A 23125-nucleotide genomic window follows, 5' to 3' on the forward strand; every position below is an offset into this window, starting at 1 on the left:
TGCTGGTCGGGTGACGGCGGAGCGGCGCATCCATGCTGGTCGCTGAGCCGCAGAGCGTTGCAGTCATGCTGGTCGAGTAGCCCCGCAGGGGCGTATCGAGACCCACCGTCATCGACACGCCGGGTCTGCAGACTCGACTTCCGACGGTGGTGGATCTCGATACGCCCGCTGCGCGGGCTACTCGATCAGCATGTGCTTCCTCGGTCGCGTGAGCTGCGGAGCCGCGCAGCGGCGCCTCCCTGCTTTCCGCAGGGCCGCGGAGCGGCCCTGCATGCTGGTCGAGTAGCCCCGCAGGGGCGTATCGAGACCCAACATCGTCAGCAGGGGTGGTCTGCAGACTCGACTTCCGACGGTGGTGGATCTCGATACGCCCGCTGCGCGGGCTACTCGATCAGCATGTGCTTCGTCGGTCGCGTGAGCTGCGGAGCCGCGCAGCGGCGCCTCACTGCTTTTCAGACGGCCGCGCAGCGGCGCATCCATGCTGGTCGATCAGCCGCGCGGCGACGCTTTCATGCTGGTCGAGTAGCCCCGCAGGGGCGTATCGAGACCCCGCGTCAGCGCGCGTCCGGGGCTCCCGCCGCGAGCGGGCCGCCGTCGAGCGTCGTGAGGTACTCGTCGAAGACGGGGGACGGGTCGGTGCCCGTCGCTACGGCGTCCACGAGGGCGCGCCGCACCAGCGCGAGCACGACCGTGGCGAGCACGGCCGCGCGCGGCTCGTCCGCCGCGGGCAGGCCCATCCGCTGGGCGATGCTCGGGGTGAGCGCGGCCTCGCCGTCGTGCAGCGACTGCGCCCAGACCGCGCGCATGCCGGGCGTCTCGGTGAGCAGCGGCATCAGCCGCAGCGTCCGCTCGAGCTGCGGGCCGGACGCGGCCGCGGCGAAGGCGGCGCCCAGCGCGGTGTTCAGCGACTCCGACTCCGGCCGCGCGACGAGCTCGCGCGCCATCGCCGCGATGGCCGCGTAGAGCACGGGCCGCACGCAGTCCTCCTTGCCGCCGAGGTAGCGGTGGAAGGTGCGCAGCGAGATGCCGGCGGCGTGCGCCAGGTCGATCGAGCTGACGCCCTTCGTTGTCCCGCGCTCGAGCAGCAGGGCGACGCACTTCTCGGACAGGGCGAGCGCGATGGTGCCCTGCCGCTCCTGCGGACCGCTCATGCGAGGACCTCCCGGTGGCCGGTGGTGAGGGCGACGAGGAGCTCGGGCGCGAGGGTGCCCCGCCCGACGACGTCGACCGTGTCGAGCCCCTGCCAGTGCGCGGCGGCGACGAGCAGCGCGGCGAGGCGCTCGGCCGTGTCCGGCGGCGCTCCGGGCTCGCGCCACGCGGCCTGCACCCGCAGCACGCCGTTCTGCCGGTCGCTCTTGAGGTCGACGCGCGCCGCGATCACATCGTCGAGCAGCACGGGCAGCACGTAGTAGCCGTGCACGCGCTGGGCCGCGGGGGTGTAGATCTCGATCCGGTAGTGGAAGTCGAAGAACAGCTCGGCGCGCGGGCGGTGCCACACCACGGGGTCGAAGGGGGAGAGCAGTGCGTCGGCCCGCAGCTCGCGCGGTCGCCGCGCCGCGGTGTGCCGCCAGAGGGGCAGTGGGCGCCCCGAGCGCTCCCAGCCGCGGACCTCGACCGGCACCAGCTCGCCCGCGTTGACGAGGTCGTGCACGGCCGCGAGCGTCGGCGCCTTCAGCAGCCGGTGGTAGTCGGCCAGATCGCCGAGCGTGCCGACGCCGAGCGCGAGGGCGGAGCGGCGCACCAGCTCGCGGACCGCGTCCTCGGTGGAGAGCTCGGCGTCGAGCACCTCGCGGGGCAGCACCTGCTCGGCGAGCGCGTAGGAGCGCTCGAAGCGCGTGCGCCCGGCGGTCACCACCTCGCCCCAGCGGAAGAGCACCTCGAGCCCGCGCTTCATGTCGGACCAGCCCCACCACGGACCGGTCCGGGTGTTGGCCTCGTGCTCGATCTCCGACGCGCGCAGCGGCCCGTCGGCGAGGGCCGCCCGCAGCCAGTCGAGCGTCGACCGGTTCTCGGCCGCCCAGCCCTCGTGCTCGGGCAGGCGCACGCGGCGGTAGTGCTCCATCCGCCAGCGGTAGAGCGGGAGGTCGGCGCGGCGGATCAGCGCCGCCTCGTGCGCCCAGTACTCGAGGTAGTGGCCCTTCGGCGAGAACGCGACCGCGTCGAGGAGGGCGCGGTCGTAGGGGCCGAGCCGGGCGAGGACGGGGAGGTAGTGGCTCCGCTCGAAGACGTTGACCGAGTCGAGCTGCAGCGGCCGGATCCGGTCGATCACGCCGAGGATCTGCCGCGTGCCGACCCGCGGCGGCGGCGCGGCACCGAAGCCCTGGGCGGCCAGGGCGATGCGGCGCGCGAGCGCGGGGCTGAGCTGCTCGGTCATGGTGCCCCCACGCTAGCGAAGGCCGCCGACATCGGCCGATCCCGCCCCGGCGCCGAGTGTTCCCGTCCGGTTCATCCGGGTGGCCCCGGGATGTCGGGAGCCGCCCCTACGTTTCCCGAGGCGCCCGCAGGGGCCCACCCACCCGACTCCTGGAGGACTCTTGACGACCCAGCGCTTCCCCCGCGCCGGCGTGCTCGCCGCCGCGACCGCCGCTCTCGCTCTTACCCTGACCGCCTGCTCCGGCGACGCCGGCGCCTCGTCCGGCGACGCGTCGGTCGACGCCTCGACCGCGACCTCCGCCGCCGACGTCGGCGGGCTCGACGCCCTGGTCGAGGCCGCGACGGCCGAGGGCGAGCTGAACGTGATCGCGCTGCCCGACAACTGGGCCAACTACGGCGAGCTCATCTCGGGCTTCGAGGACGAGTACGGCATCACCGTCAACTCGGCCGACCCCGACGTCTCCTCCGCCGAGGAGATCAGCACCGCGCAGAACCTGGCCGGCCAGGACACCGCTCCGGACGTCTTCGACCTCGGTGCCGCCGTCGCGCTCGCCAACACCGACCTCTTCGCGCCGTACAAGGTCGAGACCTGGGACGACATCCCCGAGGGCAACCGCGAGGAGACCGGCCTCTGGGTGAACGACTACACCGGCCTGATGTCGATCGGCTACGACGCCGACGCCGTGCCCGCGCCGGAGTCGCTCGACGACCTGCTCGGCGCCGACTACCGCGGCTCCGTCGCGATCAACGGCGACCCGACCCAGGCCGGTGCCGCGGCGGCCGCCGTGCAGCTCGCCGCCCTGCAGTCGGGCGGCTCGGCCGACGACGTCCAGCCCGGCATCGACTTCTTCGAGAAGCTGAACGACGCGGGCAACTTCCTGCCGCTGGACCCGACCGACGCGACCGTCGCCTCCGGCGAGACCCCGGTCGTCTTCGACTGGAGCTACAACAACCTCGCCGCCGCGAAGGCGAACGAGGGCACGCGCGAGTGGACGACGACGGTGCTGCCCGGCACCGCGGTCGGCAGCTACTACAACCAGGCGATCAACGCCGACGCGCCGCACCCGGCCGCCGCGCGCCTCTGGCAGGAGTACCTCTACTCCGACGCCGCGCAGAACCTCTACCTCGCGGCCGGCGCCTACCCGGTGCGCCTGGCGGCCATGGTCGACGCCGGCACGGTGGACAAGGACGCCCTCGACGCGGTCGGCGCCGCTCCGGAGGACCTCGTCCAGTTCACCTCCGAGCAGACCGAGGCCGCCTCGGCCCTGCTGGCCGAGAAGTGGGGCGCGGCGATCCAGTGACGACCGCCGCCGTCCGCGCCGTTCCCGGGGCCCGCGCGCCCCGGGGACGGCGCGGTCTCCCCGCAGCGCTCGGCGTCGCTCCGTTCGCGGTGTACGTCCTGCTCTTCCTCGCCGTGCCGACCGTCCTCGCGGTCGGGACGGGCTTCGTGGACGGCGACGGGCGGCCGACGCTCGCGAACGTCGCGGCGCTGGGCGACCCGGTCGTCCTGTCCGCCTTCGGCGCCTCGCTCGGGCTGTCGGCGCTCACCGCCGTCGTCGGCGCGGTCCTCGGCGGCATCGTCTGCCTCGCCCTGCTCGGCGCCGATCCGCGCGGACCGCTCCGCACGATCGTCGACGCCGCGGCGAGCGTCCTCGCCCAGTTCGGTGGTGTGATGCTCGCCTTCGCCTTCATCGCGACGATCGGCGTGCAGGGCCTGGTCACGACCCTCCTGGCCGGCGCCGGCGTCGACCTCTACGCCGACGGCGTGTGGCTCTACCAGCTGCCCGGGCTGATCCTGCCCTACCTCTACTTCCAGGTGCCGCTGATGGTGCTGACCTTCCTGCCCGCCCTCGAGGGTCTGCGCCCCGAGTGGGCCGAGGCGAACGCCGTGCTCGGCGGGGGAGCGGTGAGCTACTGGTGGCGGGTCGCGGTCCCCGTGCTCGCGCCCTCCTTCCTCGGCTCGGTGCTGCTGCTGTTCGCCAACGCGTTCTCCTCGTTCGCCACGGCCGCCGCGCTGATCAGCCAGGGCGCGCAGATCGTGCCGCTGCAGATCCGTGCCGCGCTCGTCAGCGAGACGGTCCTCGGCCGGGAGAACCTGGCCGGCGCGCTCGCGCTCGGGATGCTCCTCGTGATGATCGTGCTGATGTCCGGCTACGCGCTGCTGCAGCGCCGCGCCCGGCGGTGGCAGCGATGACCCGCGCCCTCTCGCGCATCGTCCTGGTCGTCACCGGCCTCGGCTTCGCGGTGCCGCTGATCGCGATGGCCGAGTTCACCCTCCGCGGCGCCGGTGGCTACGACCTCTCGCACTGGACCGCGATCCTCGACCCGGAGAACGAGCGCGGCTACCGCGCGCTCTTCCAGGGCATCGGCAACTCGCTGATCCTCGCGGTCGTCACCGCCCTGATCGTGCTCGTGCTGCTGGTGCCGACGATGCTCCTCGTCGAGATCCGCCTGCCGCGCCTGCGCCGGGCGCTCGAGCTGGTCTGCCTGCTCCCGCTGACCGTCCCCGCGATCGTGCTGGTCGTCGGGCTGGCCCCGGTCTACTCGGTGATCACCCGGCTCGTCGGCTCGGCGCCCTGGACGCTCGCGCTCGCCTACGGCGTGCTCGTGCTGCCCTACGCCTACCGCGCGATCGCTGCCGACCTCGCGGGCCTGGACGCGATCACGCTCTCGGAGGCCGCCCGCTCGCTGGGCGCCGGCCCGGTAGGCGTGCTCGTCCGGGTGCTGCTGCCGAACCTGCGCCGCGGTCTCGTCGCCGCCGCGCTGATCACGGTCGCCGTGGTCCTCGGCGAGTACACCATCGCCTCGCTGCTCAGCCGCACGACGCTGCAGACCGGTCTCGTGCAGGTGTCGAAGCAGGACGCCTACGTCGCCGTGATCTTCTCCCTCCTCTCCCTCCTGTTCGCCTTCGCCCTGCTGCTCGGGATCGGCCGCCTCGCGCGGATCGGCCTCGTCGCCACCGGGCGCCGCGCCTCGAAAGGAACCTCGTGACCGCGCCCCTCTCCCCGGGCGCCCGCGTCCGCTTCCTCGACGTCGCCCGGCACTTCGGCGCGGCTCGCGCCCTCGACGGCGTCTCGTTCGACGTGGCGCCCGGGGAGTTCATCGCCCTGCTCGGCCCGTCCGGCTGCGGCAAGACCACTGCTCTCCGCGCCCTCAGCGGGCTCGAGCGGATCGACTCCGGCCGCATCCTGGTCGACGAGCGCGACGTCGCCGATCTGCCGGTCGCCCGCCGCGACATGGGCATGGTCTTCCAGTCCTACTCGCTCTTCCCGCACCTGCGCGCCCGCGAGAACGTCGAGTTCGGCCTGCGCACCCGCGGTGTCGCGGCGAAGGAGCGGCGGACGGCCGCGCAGGACGCGCTCGACCTGGTCGGGCTCGGCGCCCTGGGCGACCGCTACGCGCACCAGCTCTCCGGCGGGCAGCAGCAGCGGGTCGCGCTGGCGCGGGCGCTCGTCACCCGCCCCCGGGTGCTGCTCCTGGACGAGCCGCTCTCCGCGCTGGACGCGAAGGTCCGCGTGCAGCTGCGCGACGAGATCAAGCGGCTGCAGTCCGAGATCGGCATCACCACCTTCTTCGTCACCCACGACCAGGAGGAGGCGCTCGCCGTCGCCGACCGGGTCGCGGTGATGAACGCGGGACGGATCGAGCAGCTCGGCGCGCCGGAGGACCTCTACGCCCGGCCGTCGTCGCCGTTCGTCGCCCACTTCGTCGGCCTCTCCAACGTCGTGCCGGGGGTCGTCTCAAGCGGGGCCGTCTCCGTGCTCGGCGCGCGCCTGCCCCTGGTGGACGGCGCGGCCGTCGACGGCGCCGTCTCGGCGTTCCTCCGGCCCGAGGACATCGAGATCGTGCTGGGCGGCGCTCCGGGCGATCTGCCTGCCGTGGTCCTCGCGACCAGCTTCCTCGGACCGGTGCGCCGCTCCACGGTCCGCACCGAGCAGGGGGACGAGCTCGTCGTCCAGCACGCGGCCGGGATCCGGCTCGAGCCGGGGGAGCGGGTCGGCCTCGCGCTCGCGCGGCGGCCGGTGGCCGTCCGCGCGGCCTCGTGAGCTGTCGCGGATTCCGCCCGCGGAATGCGGCGGGGATTAGTCTGGGCGGATGAGACTCGGCCGGTCCCGCCGCACGTCCGGCGCCCGCGACGCCGTCCGCGCCGCCGCGGCTCCCGAGCGGGCTCCGCAGCCCCGCCCGCTCGACCCGGACGTCGCCTTCGTCAGCACCGGGATGCGCATCGCCGGCGCCTGGGCCTGGCGGATCCTCGTGGTCGCCGGCGCCCTCGCCGTGATCGGCCTGCTGGTGATCGAGCTGCGGCTGATCGTCATCCCGCTGCTGCTCGCGATCGTCATCGCGGCGCTGCTCGTGCCGTTCTCGACGTTCCTGCAGCGCCACCACTGGCCCAAGTGGCTCGCGATCGTGGTGGCCGAGCTCGGCATCGTCCTCGTGATCGGCGGCCTGCTCTTCCTCGTCGTCACCCAGGTCACCTCCGGCTTCGACGACCTCAGCCGCCAGACGGTGCAGTCCTACGACGCCCTGAAGTCGTGGCTGCTCGAGGGGCCGCTGCACCTGACCGAGACCGACATCAACCAGTACGCGCAGCAGGCGCTCGCCGCCGTGCAGCAGGACTCGGGGATGCTCGTCAGCGGCGCGCTGAGCGTCGGCTCGACGGTCGGGCATGTGCTCACCGGCGTGCTGCTGACCCTGTTCTCGACCCTCTTCATCCTGATCGACGGTCCGAACATCTGGCGCTGGGTCGTGCGGCTCTTCCCGCACCGCGCCCGGAGCGCCGTCGACGGGGCCGGCCGCGCGGGCTGGATCACGCTGACCAACTTCGTCAAGGTGCAGATCCTGGTCGCCTTCGTCGACGCGGTGGGCATCGGGCTCGGCTCGTTCCTGCTCGGCGTCCCGCTCGCGATCCCGATCGGCGTGCTGGTCTTCCTCGGCTCCTTCGTGCCCGTGATCGGCGCGGTCGTCACCGGCGCGCTGGCCGTCTTCATCGCTCTCGTCTACAACGGACCGGTCATCGCGCTGATCCTGCTGATCGTCGTCCTCGGCGTGCAGCAGCTCGAGGGGCACATCCTCCAGCCCCTGATCATGGGCTCCGCCGTCAAGGTGCACCCGCTCGCCGTCGTCCTCGCGGTCGCCGGCGGGTCGATCGTCGCCGGCATCGCGGGCGCGTTCTTCGCGGTCCCCGTGGTCGCGACCCTCAACGTCATGGTCAACTACGTCGCGAGCGGAGCCTGGCGCTCGCCGACCCGAACCCCCGAGAGAGTTGCCGAAGAGCATGCAGACTAGCCGCGTCGTCGGACCGACCCTGAGCGAGTTCGAGGCGGCCCGAACCGTCCTCGCCCCCGTCATCGCGAACACCCCGATGGAGACGAGCACGTTCCTCGCCGAGGTGCTCGGCTCGCCCGTCTTCCTCAAGTGCGAGAACCTGCAGCGCACCGGCTCGTACAAGATCCGCGGCGCCGTGTTCCGGCTCTCCCACCTCACCCCCGAGGAGCGGGAGCGCGGCGTCGTCGCCGCCTCGGCCGGCAACCACGCCCAGGGTGTCGCCTTCGCCGCGCGCGAGCTCGGCATCAAGGCGACGATCTTCATGCCGATCGGCGTCGCGCTGCCCAAGCTCGCGGCGACCCGCGACTACGGCGCGGAGGTGGTGCTCAGCGGGCACATCTTCAACGAGGCGCTCGCCGCGGCGGCCGAGTTCGCCGAGAGCACCGGCGCCGTCTTCATCCCGCCCTACGACCACCCCGACGTGATCACGGGCCAGGGCACCATCGGCCTCGAGATCCTCGAGCAGGCGCCGGGTGTCGAGACGCTCGTCGTGCCCATCGGCGGCGGCGGGCTCATCGCCGGCGTCGCGTCGGCGGCGAAGCAGAAGGCCGCCCAGGAGGGCCGCACGCTGCGCGTCATCGGCGTCCAGGCGGCGAACGCCGCGCCCTACCCGCTCTCGCTCGCGGCCGGCGAGCCGATCGCCATCACGATCTCGCCCACCATCGCCGACGGCATCGCGGTCGCGAAGCCCGGCCAGCTGAACTTCGAGATCATCCGCGAGGTCGTCGACGAGGTCGTCACCGTCGAGGACGACGACACCGCCCGGGCGCTGCTGGTGCTGCTCGAGCGCGCGAAGCTCGTCGTCGAGCCGGCCGGAGCGGTCGGCATCGCCGCGATCCTCACCGGCAAGATCCGGAACGCGGGCCGCACCGCGGTCATCCTCTCCGGCGGCAACATCGATCCGCTGATGATGGAGCGGGTGATCAGCCGGGGCCTCGCCGCCTCCGAGCGCTACCTCAAGATGAGCATCGGCCTGCCGGACCGACCGGGTCAGCTCGCGCGGATCGCCGACCTGATCTCGGAGGCGAACGCCAACGTCGTCGAGGTGCTGCACACCCGGCACGGCCGCGGCCTGCAGATCAGCGAGGTCGAGCTCGAGATCAGCGTCGAGACCCGCGGCCCCGAGCACGCCGACCGCGTCCTCCAGGTCCTCCGCGACGCCGGCTACAGCCCGCGCCTCTCCCGCGGCTAGCCCTGCAGAAACGCGAGATGCCACTTGTGACGTCCCGACACGGCGTGTCGAGCGCACAAGTGGCATCTCGCGGAGTGCGTCAGCGCTGAGGGTCAGTGGCCGTTCCAGGTCTCGACGTCGACGACCTTGACGGTGATGTTCCGGCCGTTGGGGGCCTCGAAGGTGGTGGAGTCGCCGACCTTCAGGCCCATGATCGCGCCGCCGAGCGGGCTCTGCGGGCTGTAGACGTCGAGGTCGCTCTCGCCGGCCATCTCGCGGTTGCCGAGGAGGAAGCGCGACTCGTCGCCGGCGATCTCCGCGGTGATGATCGTGCCGGCCTCGACGACGCCGTGGCTCTCGGGCGGCGTGCCGATCTCGGCCTCGCGCAGCAGCGCGGTCAGCTGGCGGATGCGCGCCTCGATCTTGCCCTGCTCGTCCTTGGCGGCGTGGTAGCCGCCGTTCTCCTTGAGGTCGCCCTCCTCGCGCGCGACCTCGATGCGCTTGGCGATCTCGAGGCGTCCGTTGGTGGACAGCTCGGTGTGCTCCGCCTGGAGGCGGTCGTACGACTCCTGGGTCATCCAGGTGACCTGAGGCTGGTCGGCCATGGTGGGCTCCTCACATGACGGCCGCGCGCGACCGACGGTGCTGTCGGGCGCCTGGCCCGTCGAGCGGATCGACCGAGGGCGTGCGGCGGGGGAAAAGACAAGGCCCCGACGAGTCCGTCAGGGCACCCCGACACCCTACGGGAGCCAGCAGGAGGAGATCAAACCTGTCGTGGCGAGCTCCGTGGTGCGCACCGTCTCGGTGTAGGAGCGGAAGCGATCGCTGGACGCGGGGTACTCGACGACGAGCCAGCCGACCACGGCGGACTGCTCGTTGAGCGCCTGGACGGCGCAGGCGGCGTCGCGGCCGGTGGGGACGGTCAGGTCGAAGGACACCTCGACCGTGCGGTCGTCGACGACCTGGTGTGCCGTGTCCTGCACGTCGACGCCGTCGCGGGCGCCGTCGAGACCGGCCCAGATCACCCAGGCGGCGAAGACCGCGACGAAGGCGACGGCGACGAGGGCGAAGAGGCGGCGGTCGCCCCGGCGGCTGCGCGGGGTGCGCCCGTAGCGGGAGGCGAGGGGTCCGGCGGCGCGGACGGCGTCCGGGTCGAGGGCGGGGTCGCTCGCGCGCTCGTCGCTCTCGGACGTTCGGGCGGCCACGGAACTCCCTGGGTGAAGCGACTATTCTGGCGGGTGACGTGCGCCGGTGAGAACCGAGCGACGCCCCCCATTAAACCCCGAGGAATCGAGCGATCGTGTCCCAGGCCGTCCAGGTCTCCGCAGATTCAGAGGCGCGTGCAGCTGTGGCGCCGCGCGAGGTCCCGCGCCTGCTCGCCGTGCACGCCCACCCGGACGACGAGTCCAGCAAGGGCGCCGCGACCCTCGCCTCCTACGCCGATCGCGGCGCCGAGGTCATGGTCGTCTCCTGCACCGGCGGCGAGGCCGGCTCCGTTCTGAACGAGGCGCTCGGCGCCCGCGCGCACGCCGAGCGCGACATGGGCGGCCTGCGCCGCTACGAGATGGCCGCCGCGCAGCGGGCGCTCGGCATCGAGCACGCCTGGCTCGGCTTCGTCGACTCCGGGATGCCCGAGGACGGCGCCGTCGCCGCGGACTCCTTCGCCGGCCTGCCGCTGCCGACCGCCTCGGCACCGCTGGTGCGCCTCGTCCGCCGGTTCCGCCCGCACGTGATCATCAGCTACGACGAGAACGGCGGCTACCCGCACCCGGACCACATCCGCGCGCACCAGGTCGCGGTCGAGGCCTTCCGCGCCGCGGGCGAGGCCGACGAGTACCCCGGCACCGGCGCCGCCTGGTCCGTCTCGAAGCTCTACTACGACCGCGTGTTCTCCTCGCAGAAGCTGCGGGCCATCGCCGAGCACATCCGCTCGATCGACCCGGAGGACCCGCTGCTCGCCTCCTTCGAGGAGATGAAGCGCTGGAACGAGGAGACGCCCTACCTCGCCACCACGAAGATCGTCGTCTCCGGCTTCCACGACCGCCGCGACGCGGCCCTGCTCGCGCACGCGAGCCAGGTCGCTCCCGACAACAAGTTCTTCTTCCTCCCGCACTCCGCGATCGACGCCGCCTGGCCGACCGACGACTTCCAACTCGTGCAGAGCCGGGTCGACTCGCCGACGCCGGAGACCGACCTCTTCGCCGGGATCGACGTCGCGCTGCCGGGTGACGCCGGCCCGGCCGCCACCACCGTCCCCGAGGAGCAGCCCGCATGATCGTCGCGACCGTCCTCGAGGCCGCCCACGTCGCCCTGATCCGCGCCGCCGAGGCGACGCCGGTGCCGACGACCGCGCCGGAGTTCAACGAGGACACGGTGACGCCCGGCCTGTTCGGCTTCATCACGATGTTCGTGATCGCGCTCGCCGCCGTGTTCCTCGCACTCGACATGGTCCGCCGGGTCCGCCGGACGACCTACCGCGCGCAGGTGAACGAGCAGCTCGACTCCGAGGAGCGCGAGCGCGCCGAGGACGCCCCGTCCGGACGCTGACGCCCGGGCGCTGACGCGCCCTGCGCTGACGGCGCCCGGCGCTCAGCCGACGTTGTAGGTCGGGTGCAGGCAGACGATCAGCGCCGCCGTCCAGTGGCAGAGGAACGCCACCGCGGTCAGCGCGTGGAAGATCTCGTGGAAGCCGAAGACCCCGGGCACCGGGTTCGGCCGCTTGATCCCGTAGATCACCGCGCCGACGGAATAGCAGAGGCCGCCGACCAGCACGAGCACCATCATCGCCGCGCTCGCCTCGAACAGCGGGCCGAGGTACATCACGGCCGCCCAGCCCAGCAGCAGGTAGAGCGGCACGTAGAGCCAGCGCGGCGCGGAGATCCAGAACACCCGGAAGCCGATCCCGAGCAGCGCCCCCGCCCAGACCAGCACGAGCAGCAGCGAGCCCTGCGCGGGCGGCAGGGCGAGCGCGGCGAGCGGCGTGTAGGTGCCGGCGATCAGCAGGAAGATGTTCGCGTGGTCGATCCGCTTGAGGATCATCTTCGTCCGCGGCGACCAGTCGAAGCGGTGGTAGAGCGCGGAGTTGCCGAAGAGCAGCAGCGACGAGACGGCGAACACGGCCGCCGCCCACTTCGCCGGTGCGCCGTCCGCGACGCTGACCAGGACGATGCCGGCGACGATCGTGACCGGGAACAGTCCGGCGTGGATCCAGCCGCGCCAGGTCGGCCGCGCCTCCGTCGCCGCACCGTGCGCGATCTCGTCCTCGACGAGCGGGAGAGCGGGGAGCGAGGGGCCGGCCGCGTCGTCCTCCGCCACGGCGCGCGCATCCGGATCGGGCGTGGGGGAGGTCGGCCGGTGGCTCATACGGACGAGGATACGACCCGCCACCGCAGGGCGCCCGGGAGAGCCCGCTCGAACGGGGGAACAGCGGTGGTCCGGTACCGGGCCGCGGTTTCGACTACCGTGGCACCGTGCCGAAGCCGAGACTGCCCGTGGGGAGCGACTTGCTCTACGGCGTCTACAAGAAGCGGCTGCGCTCGAGTCTCGAGGGCGCCGCGCTGCCGAACCACGTCGCGATGATCATCGACGGCAACCGCCGCTGGGCCCGCCAGCGCGCGCTGGAGACGGCCGCGCACGGCCATCGGGCGGGCGCCGCGAAGGTGCACGAGTTCCTGCAGTGGTGCGACGAGCTCGGCATCCGGCACGTCACCCTCTACCTGCTCTCGCAGGACAACCTGGTCGGCCGGGAGAGCTCCGAGCTCACCGAGCTGATCGCGATCATCGCCGACCTCGCCGAGGAGGTCTCGCAGCAGCCCGAGTGGCGGGTGCAGCACGTGGGCTCGGACGACGGGCTGCCGGAGTCGCTCGTCTCGGCGCTCGACCGCGCGGAGGAGCGCACCGCTGCGCACACCGGCCTGCACATCAACCTCGCGGTCGGCTACGGCGGCCGCCACGAGATCGCGCAGGCGGTCCGCAGCATCCTCGACGAGCACGGCAAGCGCGGCTCCTCGATCGAGGACGTCGCGGGCCTGCTCACGCCCGAGCTGATCGGCGAGCACCTCTACACCAGCGGTCAGCCCGATCCGGATCTGGTGATCCGCACCTCGGGCGAGCAGCGCCTCTCCGATTTCATGCTCTGGCAGAGCGCGCACAGCGAGTTCTACTTCATGGAGGCGCTCGGCCCCGACATCCGCGAGGTCGACTTCCTCCGGGCGCTGCGCGACTACGCCGGCCGGCACCGCCGCTTCGGCAGCTGAGCTGCGGCTCCCGCGCGCGCTGTTCACATAGCCGTTACACGTTCGTCTCGGCAAGAACCACACGGCTGTCATTTCCGGGATTAGGTTCGGATCATCAGGTGACGCACCTGGTCGAGTCGGCCACACAAGTACGACTCGATGACTGCCAGTGAAGGAACTGCGCGGTGCCGAGACGCACCACCGGCCGACTCGAATCCTCTGAAGTGAGTCGGGGGCTCCGGCCCCCGGAATGTGGAGAGTCGACGTGACAGTTCCCCAGGGTACGGATCCGCAGAACGGCACGCAGGGCGCGGTCCACCGCCGCGCGCAGCACGGCTCCTCGGATCGCACCGAGCAGCTCCAGCGCACCTACGTCCTCGACACCTCGGTGCTGCTGTCGGATCCCTCCTCGATGTTCCGCTTCGCGGAGCACGCCGTCGTCCTGCCGATCGTCGTGATCAGCGAGCTCGAGGGCAAGCGCAACGACCCCGAGATCGGCTACTTCGCCCGCCAGGCGCTGCGGCACCTCGACGAGCTGCGGGTCAAGCACGAGCGGCTGGACTTCCCGATCCGCGTCGGCCGGGGCGGGACCCTCCGCGTCGAGCTGAACCACTCGAACATGTCGGTGCTGCCCAGCGGGCTGCAGCTCGGCGACAACGACTCCCGGATCCTCGCCGTGGCGATGAACCTGCAGAGCGAGGGCGCCCTCGTCACCGTCGTGTCCAAGGACATGCCGATGCGCGTGAAGGCCGCCTCGATCGGCCTCGCCGCGGAAGAGTACCTCGCCGAGCTCGCCCCTGAGTCGGGCTGGACGGGCATGGACGACGTCACCCTCCGGGGCGACCAGATGAGCGAGCTCTACGACCGCGAGCGGCTGTTCACCGACGAGGTCGCCGACATCCCGATCAACACCGGCCTGGTCGTGCACTCGGATCGCGGCTCCGCGCTCGCCCGGGTGACCGGCAAGCGCCAGATCACGCTGGTGCGCGGCGACAAGGACGTCTTCGGGCTGCACGGCCGCTCCGCGGAGCAGCGGCTGGCGATCGACCTGCTGCTCGACCAGGAGGTGGGCATCGTCTCGCTCGGCGGCCGGGCCGGCACCGGCAAGTCGGCGCTCGCACTCTGCGCGGGGCTCGAGGCGGTGCTGGAGAAGCGCCAGCACAAGAAGATCATGGTCTTCCGGCCGCTCTACGCGGTCGGCGGCCAGGACCTCGGCTTCCTGCCCGGCGACGCCGCCGAGAAGATGAACCCCTGGGCGCAGGCGGTCTTCGACACCCTCGGCGCGCTGGTCTCGCAGAACGTGCTCGACGAGGTGATCGAGCGCGGGATGCTCGAGGTGCTGCCGCTGACGCACATCCGCGGGCGCTCGCTGCACGACGCCTTCGTGATCGTGGACGAGGCGCAGTCGCTCGAGCGCAACGTGCTGCTGACGGTGCTGTCCCGGGTCGGCCAGAACTCGCGGGTGGTGCTCACGCACGACGTCGCGCAGCGCGACAACCTGCGGGTCGGCCGCTACGACGGCGTCGCCTCGGTGATCGAGACGCTGAAGGGGCACCCGCTGTTCGCGCACGTGACGCTGACCCGCTCCGAGCGCTCGGCGATCGCGGCGCTGGTGACCGAGATGCTGGAGTCGAACGAGTCGGCCTGATCCTCCCTGCCTGAGGCTTGCGTCTGGCGGCCTCCGGCTCGCGGAACAGGTTCCGGCTCGCCGGAACGGCTGGTTCTCGCGAGCCGGAGGTCGTTCCGCGTGCCGGAGGTGCTCCGCGACGGGAGTGATCCGGTGCTGCGGCGCGTAGCGTGGGGCGGGTGAGCATCCTCGACGACGCGCTCCTCGAGCGCTTCCGCCTCCGCGCGGCCGACTACGACGCGCGCAACGTCTTCTTCAGCGAGGATCTCGAGGAGCTGAAGGCCGCCGGGTATCTGACGATGCTCATCCCGGCGGAGCTCGGCGGCGGCGGCCTCGGCCTCGAGCAGGCCACGGCCGAGCACACCCGGCTGGCGACGGCCGCTCCCGCGACCGCGCTCGCGACCACGATGCACCTGGTCTGGACCGGGATCGCGAAGGCCCTGCGCGCCCGCGGCGACGCCTCGCTCGAGCACGTCCTCGTCGACGCGGCGGCCGGGCACGTCTTCGCCTTCGGCAACAGCGAGCCCGGCAACGACCTCGTGCTCTCCGACTCGCTCACCCGCGCGGACCCGCTCGGCGACGGCGGCTACCGCTTCACCGGCACCAAGATCTTCACCTCGCTCTCGCCGGCCTGGACCCGGCTCGGCGTCTTCGGCCGCGACGACAGCGGGCCGGAGCCGCGGCTCGTGCACGGCTTCGTCGACCGGCCGTCGCCGGACGCGCCGGTGGCGGGGCTCACCGTGCACGACGACTGGGACACCCTCGGCATGCGCGCCACGCAGAGCCGGACCACGGTGCTCGACGGCGTCGAGGTGCCGGCCGCACGGATGTTCCGCTCGCTGCCTGTCGGCCCGACCGCCGACCCGCTGGTCTTCGCGATCTTCGCCGACTTCGAGCTGCTGATCGCCTCGGTCTACCTCGGGGTCGCCCAGCGCGCCCTGGAGCTCGGCGTGGCGTCGGCGCGGAAGCGGACGTCGCTCCGGGCCGGCGGACGGCCGCTGTCCGAGGACCCGGACATCCGCTGGCGCCTCGCCGACGCCGCGATCCTGCTCGACGGGCTCCGGGCACCACTCGCGAGCGCGGCGGCCGACGTGGACGCGCTCGTGGACCGCGGGGCGGGCTGGTTCCCGTCGCTCGTCGGTGTGAAGATCCGCACCACCGAGGCGGCGCTGCGCATCGTCGAGAGCGCGGTCCGCGTCTCGGGCGGCTCGTCCTACCGCCGCGACTCCGAGCTCTCCCGGCTCTACCGCGACGTGCTCGCCGGGCTCTTCCACCCCTCCGACGACGAGTCCGCGCACGGGCTCTTCGCGAACGCGCTGCTCGGGCCGGTGCCGCCGAGGGAGTGAAGGGTGGCCGTCCGGCATCGCCTGTGGAGAACTCCGGCGGGCGCGGGGCGATCGGCCCTACAGTCTCCGGATGCATCGGCTCCAGGACCTCTCGGCGGTGGTCGTCGGCGCGGTCCTGCTCGGCGCGATCGGGCTCGCGCGGGTCGAGGGGCGGGCGGCGATCGTCGTCCTCGTCGTCGCCATGGCGACCGTGCCGCTCGTGGTCGCGGACGTGCGCGAGCGGCGGCTGCCGAACGCAATGACGGTGCCGATCCTGCTGGCGGGGCTCGCGTCGACGGTCGGCGGGGTCGTCGCGGGCCGGACGCCGGGGGAGCTGCCCGTAGTGCTCGCCACGGCTCTCGCGCTCGGAGTGCTGAACCTCGCGGGCGGGCTCGGCCGGGGCGACGTGAAGCTCGGGACGGGGCTCGCGCTTCCGCTCGCGGCGGTCGATCCGGGGCTCGCGCTCCTGGCGCCGGTGCTGGCGTTCCTCCTGGCCGGGGCGTGGAGTCTGCCGTCGGCGCTCCGGGGCGGGGGCGAGCGGATCCCGTTCGGACCCTTCCAGCTCGCCGCGTTCTGGCTCGTCATCGCCGGGGCGTGACGGGCGAGCCTCGGACGCTGGTCCGCACGGTCGCGGAGGTGTAGACCGGGTGCCGAGCGAGGAGGCCGACGTGGCGGACGGCGACGGGGACGACGGGGTGGACGGCGGAAGCACGGTGCGGGAGCGGCGGACGACCTGCGCGATCGTGGGCGGCGGCCCGGCGGGCCTGGTGCTCGGTCTGCTGCTGGCGCGGGCCGGCGTCGCGGTGACGGTGCTGGAGAAGCACGCCGACTTCCTCCGCGACTTCCGCGGCGACACGGTGCATCCGACGACGCTGGGGCTGCTCGAGGACCTCGGGCTCCTCGACCGGTTCGAGGCGATCCGGCACTCGCGGGTGGAGCGGGTGACGATTCCCGGCCACGACGGGCGCGACGTGGTGATCGCGGACTTCACGCGGCTGCCGGTGCGCCACCCGTACGTCGCGATGGTGCCGCAGTGGGACCTGCTGGTCCTGGTCGCCGAGGCGGCGCAGGCCGAGCGCTGCTTCACACTCCTCACCGAGCACGAGGTGACCGGCGTCGTCCGCGAGGGCGGGCGGGTCGTCGGTGTCGAGTACCGGTCGCCGGCCGGGGAGGGGCGCCTGCTCGCCGATCTGACGGTCGCCTGCGACGGGCGCTGGTCGGCGGTGCGTCGCTCGGCCGGGCTGCGGGTGCGGTCGCTGCCGGTCGGCTTCGACGTCTGGTGGTATCGCCTGCCGACCGCGCGGGCCGTGGGCGAGTCGCTCCTGCCGCGGATCGGGCGCGGGCGGGTGTCGATCGCGATCCCGCGCGACGGCTACCTGCAGATCGCGCGGCTGGGGCCCAAGGGGACCGACGCGGTGGTGCGGGAGCGGGGGATCGAGGCGTTCCGGGCGGAGGCGGCCGAGCTGCTCCCCGAGGTCGCCGAGGACGTGTCGGGGATCGCGTCGATGGACGATGTGAAGCACCTCGACGTCCGGCTCGAGCGGCTGCCGCGCTGGCACGTTCCGGGGGTGCTCTGCCTCGGCGACGCGGCGCACGCGATGTCGCCGGTGGGCGGCGTCGGCATCAACCTGGCGGTGCAGGACGCGGTGGCGTCGGCGCGGCTGCTGGCCGGGCCGCTGCGCCGCGGGGTGCTGCGGACGGCATCCGGCGAGCGCGTCCTCGCGCGGGTGCAGCGGCGGCGCGCGCTGCCCGCCCTGCTGATCGAGTCGCTGCAGCGGGTGCTGCACGCGCGCCTGATCCTGCCGGCGCTGGCCGGGCGGCTCTCAGGGCCGCCGCCCGCGCTGGCGGCGCTGCTCCGGCTGCTGCCCGGGCTCGCCGTCGTGCCGGCGGCACTGGTCGGCATCGGTCCCCGACCCGAGCGCGCGCCGTCGTGGGCGCGGCGGCCGGCCGCGCGCTGACGGCCGACGTCCCGGCCGCGGTGGGTCTCGATACGCGCCTGCGGCGCTACTCGACCAGCATGGTGTGGGCGCCCGTCCCACGGCGGCGGCCCGGTCCATGTTGATCGAGTAGCCCGCGGAGCGGGCGTATCGAGATCCACCAGGGTCAGGACGTGAGTCTGCAGACTCGCCCTGCTGAGCACGGTGGGTCTCGATACGCGCCTCCGGCGCTACTCGACCAGCATGCAGGCGGCGCCCGTCGCGCGGCCGCCGATCATCGCATACCGCAGGGTGGGCATGCTGTGCATGCTGATCGAGTAGCCCGCGCAGCGGGCGTATCGAGATCCACCGTCATCAGGGCGTGGGCGGCTGCATGCTGATCGAGTAGCCCGCGGAGCGGGCGTATTCCATGCTGATCGAGTAGCCCGTGGAGCGGGCGTATCGAGATCCGCCGTTGTCCGGAGGGTGGGTCTCGATACGCACCTCCGGCGCTACTCGACCAGCATGGGAGGGCGGGATTCAGCCCGGGTGGGTCATCGACATGACGTCGAGGGCGCTGTCGAGCTGCGCCTCCGTCACCTCGCCGCGCTCGACGAAGCCGAGGTCGACGACGGACTCGCGGACGGTGATGCCCTTCGCGACCGAGTTCTTCGCGACCTTGGCGGCGGCCTCGTAGCCGATCACCTTGTTCAGCGGCGTGACGATCGAGGGCGAGGACTCGGCGAGGGCGCGCGCGTGCTCGACGTTCGCCTCGAGGCCGTCGATGGTCTTGTCGGCGAGCAGCGTGGCCGAGGCGGTGAGCAGGCGGATCGACTCCAGCAGCGCCGTGCCCATCACCGGGATGGCGACGTTCAGCTCGAAGGCACCGGAGGCTCCGGCCCAGGCGATCGTCGCGTCGTTGCCGATCACGCGGGCGCACACCATCAGGACCGCCTCCGGGATCACCGGGTTCACCTTGCCGGGCATGATCGACGAGCCGGGCTGGAGGTCCGGGATGCTGAGCTCGCCGAGACCGGTGTTCGGGCCGGAGCCCATCCAGCGCAGGTCGTTGTTGATCTTGGTGAGGCTGACCGCGAGGACGCGGAGCGCACCGGAGGCCTCCACGAGCGAGTCGCGGGCGCCCTGCGCCTCGAAGTGGTTGCGCGCCTCGGTGACGGGCAGCCCGGTCTCCTCCGCGAGGCGGGCGATGACCTTCGCCGGGAAGCCGGCGGGCGTGTTGATGCCGGTGCCGACGGCGGTGCCGCCGAGCGGGACCTCCGCGACCCGGGGGAGGGCGGACTGCACGCGCTCGATGCCGAGGCGGATCTGCGCCGCGTAGCCGCCGAACTCCTGGCCGAGGGTGACGGGCGTCGCGTCCATCAGGTGGGTGCGGCCGGCCTTGACGACCTCGGCCCACAGCTCGGCCTTGGTCTCGAGGGCCTCGGCCAGGTGCTCGAGGGAGGGCACCAGGTCCTGGATCAGCGCGCCGGTCACGGCGACGTGCACCGAGGTCGGGAAGACGTCGTTCGAGGACTGCGAGGCGTTGACGTGGTCGTTCGGGTGCACCGGGCGGCCGAGCGCGGTGGTCGCGAGGGTGGCGAGCACCTCGTTCATGTTCATGTTCGACGACGTGCCGGAGCCGGTCTGGTAGACGTCGATCGGGAAGTGCTCGCCGTAGCCGCCGCCGACGACGAGGTCGGCCGCGTCGGCGATGGAGCGGGCGATCTCGCCGTCGAGCACGCCGAGATCGGCGTTCACGAGGGCCGCGGCCTTCTTGATCCGGGCGAGGGCCGCGATCTGGGCGGGCTCGAGGCCGGCGCCGGAGATCGGGAAGTTCTCGACCGCGCGCTGCGTCTGCGCGGCGTAGAGCGCGTCGCGCGGAACGCGGACCTCGCCCATCGTGTCGTGCTCGATGCGGAAGGCGTCGTCGGCGCCGGAGTCGGTCGGGGAGGTGTCCACCACGCTGTGTTCGTCCTGTTCTGTTCGGTTCATCGGTTCGGAGAGAGGAGGTCGAGGGCCGGCTACTCGGCGGCCGGAGCGGTCGCGTCGGGGCTCGACACGCTCTGCAGGGGGCTGGAGGTGCGCTCCTGCTCCGAGCGGTACGGGCTCATCTGCGGCGGGTCGATGCCGAGGACCACGTCGGAGTCGACGGTGCCGTCGGCGAGGCGGTAGTTGGCGCCGACGACCGCGAGCTCTCCCGAGGCGACCGCGTCGGCGATGAGCGGGGAGCGCTGCAGCAGCTCGGCCACCGTGTCGCGGAGGTGCTCGCGGCCGACCGCGAGGGCGTCGGTCGTCGACGGGTCGACGAGCACGCGGCCGTCGGGCTGCGGGCCGACGATGCGGCGGACGGCCGGGATGATCGGCTCGATCAGGTGCTCGATGTGCGGCGGGAGGCGCTCGGCGTCGGGCGCCTGCGACTGGATCGCGGCCTTGACCGCTCCGCACTCGTCGTGCCCGAGGACGAGGATCAGCTTCACGCCGAGCACGGCGACGCCGTACTCGAGGGAGCCGATGATCGAATCGGCGATGACCTGTCCGGCGTTGCGGACCACGAAGAGGTCGCCCAGGCCGAGGTCGAAGATGATCTCGGCCGCGAGGCGTGAGTCGCTGCAGCCGAACAGCGCGGCGAGCGGCTTCTGCTCGGCGGCGAGCTCGTTGCGGCGCTCGACGTCCTGGCGGGGGTGGCGGGGCTCACCGGCGACGAAGCGCTGGTTGCCGCGCAGCATCTCCTTCCAGACCCACGACGGCGGGCGCGATTCGCGCGCGACGGCGATGCTCTGCGGGACCTCGTGCTGGGGACTCGACGGATCGAAGCTCAACGGGACTCCTCCTGGCCGATCTGCGGGGTGATGGCGTCGACGACCTGGCGGATCTCGTCCGTCGGCGCCGTGCCGTAGACGAGGTAGGTGCTGCCACCGGCCGTCGTCTCGAGGGCGTAGGGGCTGTTGCCGGTCTCGCCGGCACCGTCGCGGTGGTCGTAGACCGTCCACTCGCGGCCGTCGATCTGCTCGACGCCGGTCGCCGCTGCGCTGTCGAGCTGGCCGGAGACCCAGCGCTCGTCGGCGTCGAAGCCCTGGCTGACGCCGATGTAGCCGTTCTTCGGCGTGATCAGGCCGACGTACCAGTACTCGATCCCGCCGTCCTCGCGCAGCTCGGCCGCGTTCGAGGACCAGGAGTCGGGCATGTCGGGCGCGGCGAGGGTCTCGCTCTCGCCGAGCTGGAACTGGGCGGCGACCGCCGGGACGTCGACGGGATCGCGGACGGTGCCCTCGCCGCGGGGGACGATCAGGACGATCAGCGCGACGGCGCCGACGGTGGCGAGCAGCGAGAAGACGAGGTTGTTGACGGTCTTGCGCTGGCGGTAGAGCCGGGAGTTCTCGGCCTTGCGGGCCGCGGTCTCGGCAGCCGTCTCGGGACGGCCGAGCTCGGCGACGACGCGCGGCGGCTTCTCGCGGCTCATCCGGCGCTCGATCCGCCGGCGGCCGATCCGCCCGAGCGGGCGGCGTCGAGCCGGGCGCGGGCGCCGATCAGCCACTCCTCGCAGCGGGCGGCGAGGGCCTCGCCGCGCTCCCAGAGGGCGAGCGAGCGCTCGAGGGTGGAGCTGCCCTGCTCGAGCTCGGAGACGACGCGGACGAGCTCGTCGCGCGCCTGCTCGTAGCTGAAGCCGGAGACGTCGGTCTCGCGGGTCGGGACGGGGTCGCTCGACGGCACGGCGGGGGAGTCGGTGCGGGCGTCGGCCATGGGGGTGATCCTATCGATCGGGGCTGCGAGGAGGGCGCGGGCGGGTGGGAGCGGGACGGGTCAGCCGCGGCCGGCGGGATCGGCCGCGGGCCCGGTCGAGCGGGCGGCGACGGCGCCCTCGGCGAGGGTGAGCACGAGCGCCTCGCCCTCGGCCGCGTCCTGCGGCGTGCGGACCACGTGACCGCTGCCGTTCTGCACGATCGCGTAGCCGCGGTCGAGGGTGTGCTGCGGCGACAGCGCGCGGAGCTGGCCGTGCAGGCGCTCGACCTCGAGGTGGGCGCGCTCGATCCGACGCTCGACCAGCTCGGCACCGCGGGCGACCCAGCGGGTCAGCTCCTCCGAGCGCTGGTCGACGAGGACCCGGGGCTGCGCGAGGACCGGCCGGGAGCGCAGCTGCGACAGGCGGTCGATCTCGTGCGAGACGAGCCCGCTGACCCGGGTGGTCATCCGCAGCCGCGCCTGCTGCACCCGGAGCAGCTCGTCGGAGACGTCCGGGACGACCCGCTTCGCCGCGTCGGTCGGGGTGGAGGCGCGGAGGTCCGCGACGTCGTCGAGCAGCGGGCGGTCCGCCTCGTGCCCGATCGCGCTGACCACGGGGGTGGTGCAGGCCGCGACCGCCCGCATGAGGGACTCGTCGCTGAAGCCGAGCAGGTTCTGGAAGTCGCCGCCGCCGCGGGCGATCACGATCACGTCGATGCTCGCGTCGGCGTCGAGGGTGCGCAGGGCGGAGGTCACCTCGGACACCGTGCGCTCGCCCTGCACGGCGGCGTGCACGACGCGGAAGCGGACGGCCGGCCAGCGCAGCTGCGCGTTGCGGAGGACGTCCTTCTCGGCGTCGGAGTCCTTGCCGGTGATCAGGCCGATCCCGTGCGGGAGGAAGGGCAGCCGCTGCTTGCGCGCGGGCTCGAACAGCCCCTCCGAGGCGAGCTGCCGGCGCAGGCGCTCGAGCTTCTCGAGCAGATCGCCGAGCCCGACGTGCCGCATCTCGAACACCTGCATCGAGAGCGTGCCGCCCTTGACCCAGTAGTTCGGCTTGACCAGGGCGATCACCCGGTCGCCCTGCTTGAGGTCCGCCGGGAGGCGGGCCCGGATGGAGGACCAGACCGTGAAGCCGACGGTGGCGTCGCCGGAGAGGTCCTTCAGCTTGCCGTAGACGTTGCCGCCGGAGACGCCCCACTGCGTGATCTCGCCCTCGACCCACGCGGTGCCGAGGCGCTCGATCCAGCCCTTGATCTTGCTCGCGAGCAGACCGACCGGCCAGGGAGCATCGGCGGTGGGAGGGGCGTCTGTCATCGGTGCCTTCGCTGGAGCGGGCGGGTGGAGGAGCGGGCGGCGGACCCGCGACGACAACGGTACGGGATGCCTCCGACACCTCGGTGGCCGCGGCGCCGGGCGGGCGCGAGGCCGCCCGT

At 72.9% G+C, this 23125-nt stretch carries 23 protein-coding genes; 13 read left to right on the forward strand and 10 right to left on the reverse strand.

Annotated features, from left to right (window positions below; translation table 11 throughout):
• Window positions 1–554: 554 nt before the first annotated feature.
• Both EDF17_RS04675 and EDF17_RS04680 read right to left on the reverse strand, forming a co-directional pair.
• Entirely contained in the window at window positions 555–1151 is a 597-nt protein-coding gene (locus tag EDF17_RS04675) for a TetR/AcrR family transcriptional regulator (RefSeq protein WP_123445404.1), read from the reverse strand.
• On the reverse strand, window positions 1148–2374 hold the full coding sequence (locus EDF17_RS04680) for a crosslink repair DNA glycosylase YcaQ family protein (RefSeq protein ID WP_123445405.1): 1227 nt from the start codon (window positions 2372–2374) through the stop codon (window positions 1148–1150). The genes EDF17_RS04675 and EDF17_RS04680 overlap by 4 nt, the downstream gene beginning before the upstream one ends.
• Before the next feature lie 160 nt (window positions 2375–2534).
• Between EDF17_RS04680 and EDF17_RS04685 the strand changes: the two genes are divergently transcribed.
• From EDF17_RS04685 to ilvA, 6 genes are read left to right on the forward strand one after another with little or no spacing between them, the layout of a single operon-like run.
• Window positions 2535–3674: an extracellular solute-binding protein gene (locus EDF17_RS04685; protein WP_185019949.1), complete on the forward strand. Its 1140-nt coding sequence runs from the start codon at window positions 2535–2537 to the stop codon at window positions 3672–3674.
• Window positions 3671–4567, forward strand: coding sequence for an ABC transporter permease (locus tag EDF17_RS04690; RefSeq protein ID WP_123445406.1), 897 nt, complete (start codon window positions 3671–3673; stop codon window positions 4565–4567). The genes EDF17_RS04685 and EDF17_RS04690 overlap by 4 nt, the downstream gene beginning before the upstream one ends.
• A complete protein-coding gene (locus EDF17_RS04695) occupies window positions 4564–5364 on the forward strand; it encodes an ABC transporter permease subunit (protein ID WP_123445407.1) in 801 nt (266 codons plus the stop codon). Before EDF17_RS04690 ends, EDF17_RS04695 begins: the two co-directional genes overlap by 4 nt.
• Window positions 5361–6419: an ABC transporter ATP-binding protein gene (locus EDF17_RS04700; RefSeq protein WP_123445408.1), complete on the forward strand. Its 1059-nt coding sequence runs from the start codon at window positions 5361–5363 to the stop codon at window positions 6417–6419. The genes EDF17_RS04695 and EDF17_RS04700 overlap by 4 nt, the downstream gene beginning before the upstream one ends.
• Before the next feature lie 49 nt (window positions 6420–6468).
• On the forward strand, window positions 6469–7659 hold the full coding sequence (locus tag EDF17_RS04705) for an AI-2E family transporter (protein WP_123445409.1): 1191 nt from the start codon (window positions 6469–6471) through the stop codon (window positions 7657–7659).
• Window positions 7649–8890, forward strand: coding sequence for a threonine ammonia-lyase (gene ilvA / locus EDF17_RS04710; RefSeq protein WP_123445410.1), 1242 nt, complete (start codon window positions 7649–7651; stop codon window positions 8888–8890). The genes EDF17_RS04705 and ilvA overlap by 11 nt, the downstream gene beginning before the upstream one ends.
• Window positions 8891–8982: 92 nt before the next feature.
• On the opposite strand, the gene greA is transcribed toward ilvA, so the two are convergent.
• Together greA and EDF17_RS04720 are read right to left on the reverse strand one after the other, a co-directional pair.
• Window positions 8983–9474: a transcription elongation factor GreA gene (greA, locus tag EDF17_RS04715; RefSeq protein WP_123445411.1), complete on the reverse strand. Its 492-nt coding sequence runs from the start codon at window positions 9472–9474 to the stop codon at window positions 8983–8985.
• A gap of 135 nt (window positions 9475–9609) precedes the next feature.
• Window positions 9610–10074 carry a DUF4307 domain-containing protein gene (locus EDF17_RS04720; protein ID WP_123445412.1) on the reverse strand — a complete coding sequence of 155 codons (465 nt, stop codon included), beginning with the start codon at window positions 10072–10074 and terminating at the stop codon, window positions 9610–9612.
• A gap of 143 nt (window positions 10075–10217) precedes the next feature.
• Between EDF17_RS04720 and mca the strand changes: the two genes are divergently transcribed.
• Window positions 10218–11144: a mycothiol conjugate amidase Mca gene (mca, locus tag EDF17_RS04725; protein ID WP_185019950.1), complete on the forward strand. Its 927-nt coding sequence runs from the start codon at window positions 10218–10220 to the stop codon at window positions 11142–11144.
• The gene (locus EDF17_RS04730) at window positions 11141–11416 is read left to right on the forward strand and encodes a hypothetical protein (RefSeq protein WP_123445413.1); all 276 of its coding nucleotides are present in this window, start codon (window positions 11141–11143) and stop codon (window positions 11414–11416) included. Before mca ends, EDF17_RS04730 begins: the two co-directional genes overlap by 4 nt.
• Window positions 11417–11458: 42 nt before the next feature.
• Here the strand turns inward: EDF17_RS04730 and EDF17_RS04735 are convergent, their stop codons facing one another.
• Window positions 11459–12232 (reverse strand): hemolysin III family protein, encoded by a 774-nt coding sequence (locus EDF17_RS04735; RefSeq protein WP_123445414.1) that lies wholly within the window; start codon window positions 12230–12232, stop codon window positions 11459–11461.
• A gap of 107 nt (window positions 12233–12339) precedes the next feature.
• Here EDF17_RS04735 and EDF17_RS04740 point away from each other — a divergent pair, with 107 nt between their 5' ends.
• The 5 genes from EDF17_RS04740 to EDF17_RS04760 all read left to right on the forward strand — a co-directional run bounded on the left by EDF17_RS04740 (window position 12340) and on the right by EDF17_RS04760 (window position 18014).
• Complete coding sequence (locus EDF17_RS04740; RefSeq protein WP_123445415.1) at window positions 12340–13125, forward strand: isoprenyl transferase; 786 nt, start codon at window positions 12340–12342, stop codon at window positions 13123–13125.
• 244 nt (window positions 13126–13369) lie between these two features.
• Entirely contained in the window at window positions 13370–14752 is a 1383-nt protein-coding gene (locus tag EDF17_RS04745) for a PhoH family protein (protein ID WP_243586457.1), read from the forward strand.
• A gap of 149 nt (window positions 14753–14901) precedes the next feature.
• Window positions 14902–16077, forward strand: coding sequence for an acyl-CoA dehydrogenase (locus EDF17_RS04750; RefSeq protein ID WP_123445417.1), 1176 nt, complete (start codon window positions 14902–14904; stop codon window positions 16075–16077).
• Window positions 16078–16147: 70 nt separating this feature from the next.
• Window positions 16148–16654, forward strand: a complete 507-nt coding sequence (locus tag EDF17_RS04755; protein WP_123445418.1) for a prepilin peptidase — start codon at window positions 16148–16150, stop codon at window positions 16652–16654.
• A gap of 70 nt (window positions 16655–16724) precedes the next feature.
• On the forward strand, window positions 16725–18014 hold the full coding sequence (locus tag EDF17_RS04760) for an FAD-dependent oxidoreductase (RefSeq protein ID WP_243732789.1): 1290 nt from the start codon (window positions 16725–16727) through the stop codon (window positions 18012–18014).
• Between the two features lie 498 nt (window positions 18015–18512).
• Here the strand turns inward: EDF17_RS04760 and EDF17_RS04765 are convergent, their stop codons facing one another.
• The 5 genes from EDF17_RS04765 to xseA all read right to left on the reverse strand — a co-directional run bounded on the left by EDF17_RS04765 (window position 18513) and on the right by xseA (window position 23006).
• Window positions 18513–19934, reverse strand: a complete 1422-nt coding sequence (locus tag EDF17_RS04765) for a class II fumarate hydratase (RefSeq protein WP_243732790.1) — start codon at window positions 19932–19934, stop codon at window positions 18513–18515.
• Window positions 19935–19993: 59 nt separating this feature from the next.
• Entirely contained in the window at window positions 19994–20698 is a 705-nt protein-coding gene (locus tag EDF17_RS04770; RefSeq protein WP_123445975.1) for a carbonic anhydrase, read from the reverse strand.
• Between the two features lie 89 nt (window positions 20699–20787).
• Window positions 20788–21432, reverse strand: coding sequence for a DUF4245 domain-containing protein (locus EDF17_RS04775; RefSeq protein WP_123445420.1), 645 nt, complete (start codon window positions 21430–21432; stop codon window positions 20788–20790).
• Window positions 21429–21713: an exodeoxyribonuclease VII small subunit gene (locus EDF17_RS04780; protein WP_243586462.1), complete on the reverse strand. Its 285-nt coding sequence runs from the start codon at window positions 21711–21713 to the stop codon at window positions 21429–21431. The genes EDF17_RS04775 and EDF17_RS04780 overlap by 4 nt, the downstream gene beginning before the upstream one ends.
• Before the next feature lie 60 nt (window positions 21714–21773).
• Window positions 21774–23006: an exodeoxyribonuclease VII large subunit gene (gene xseA / locus EDF17_RS04785; protein ID WP_123445421.1), complete on the reverse strand. Its 1233-nt coding sequence runs from the start codon at window positions 23004–23006 to the stop codon at window positions 21774–21776.
• Window positions 23007–23125 lie beyond the last annotated feature (119 nt).

The organism is Rathayibacter sp. PhB1, from assembly GCF_004362935.1.
GTDB classification, from domain to species: domain Bacteria; phylum Actinomycetota; class Actinomycetes; order Actinomycetales; family Microbacteriaceae; genus Rathayibacter; species Rathayibacter festucae.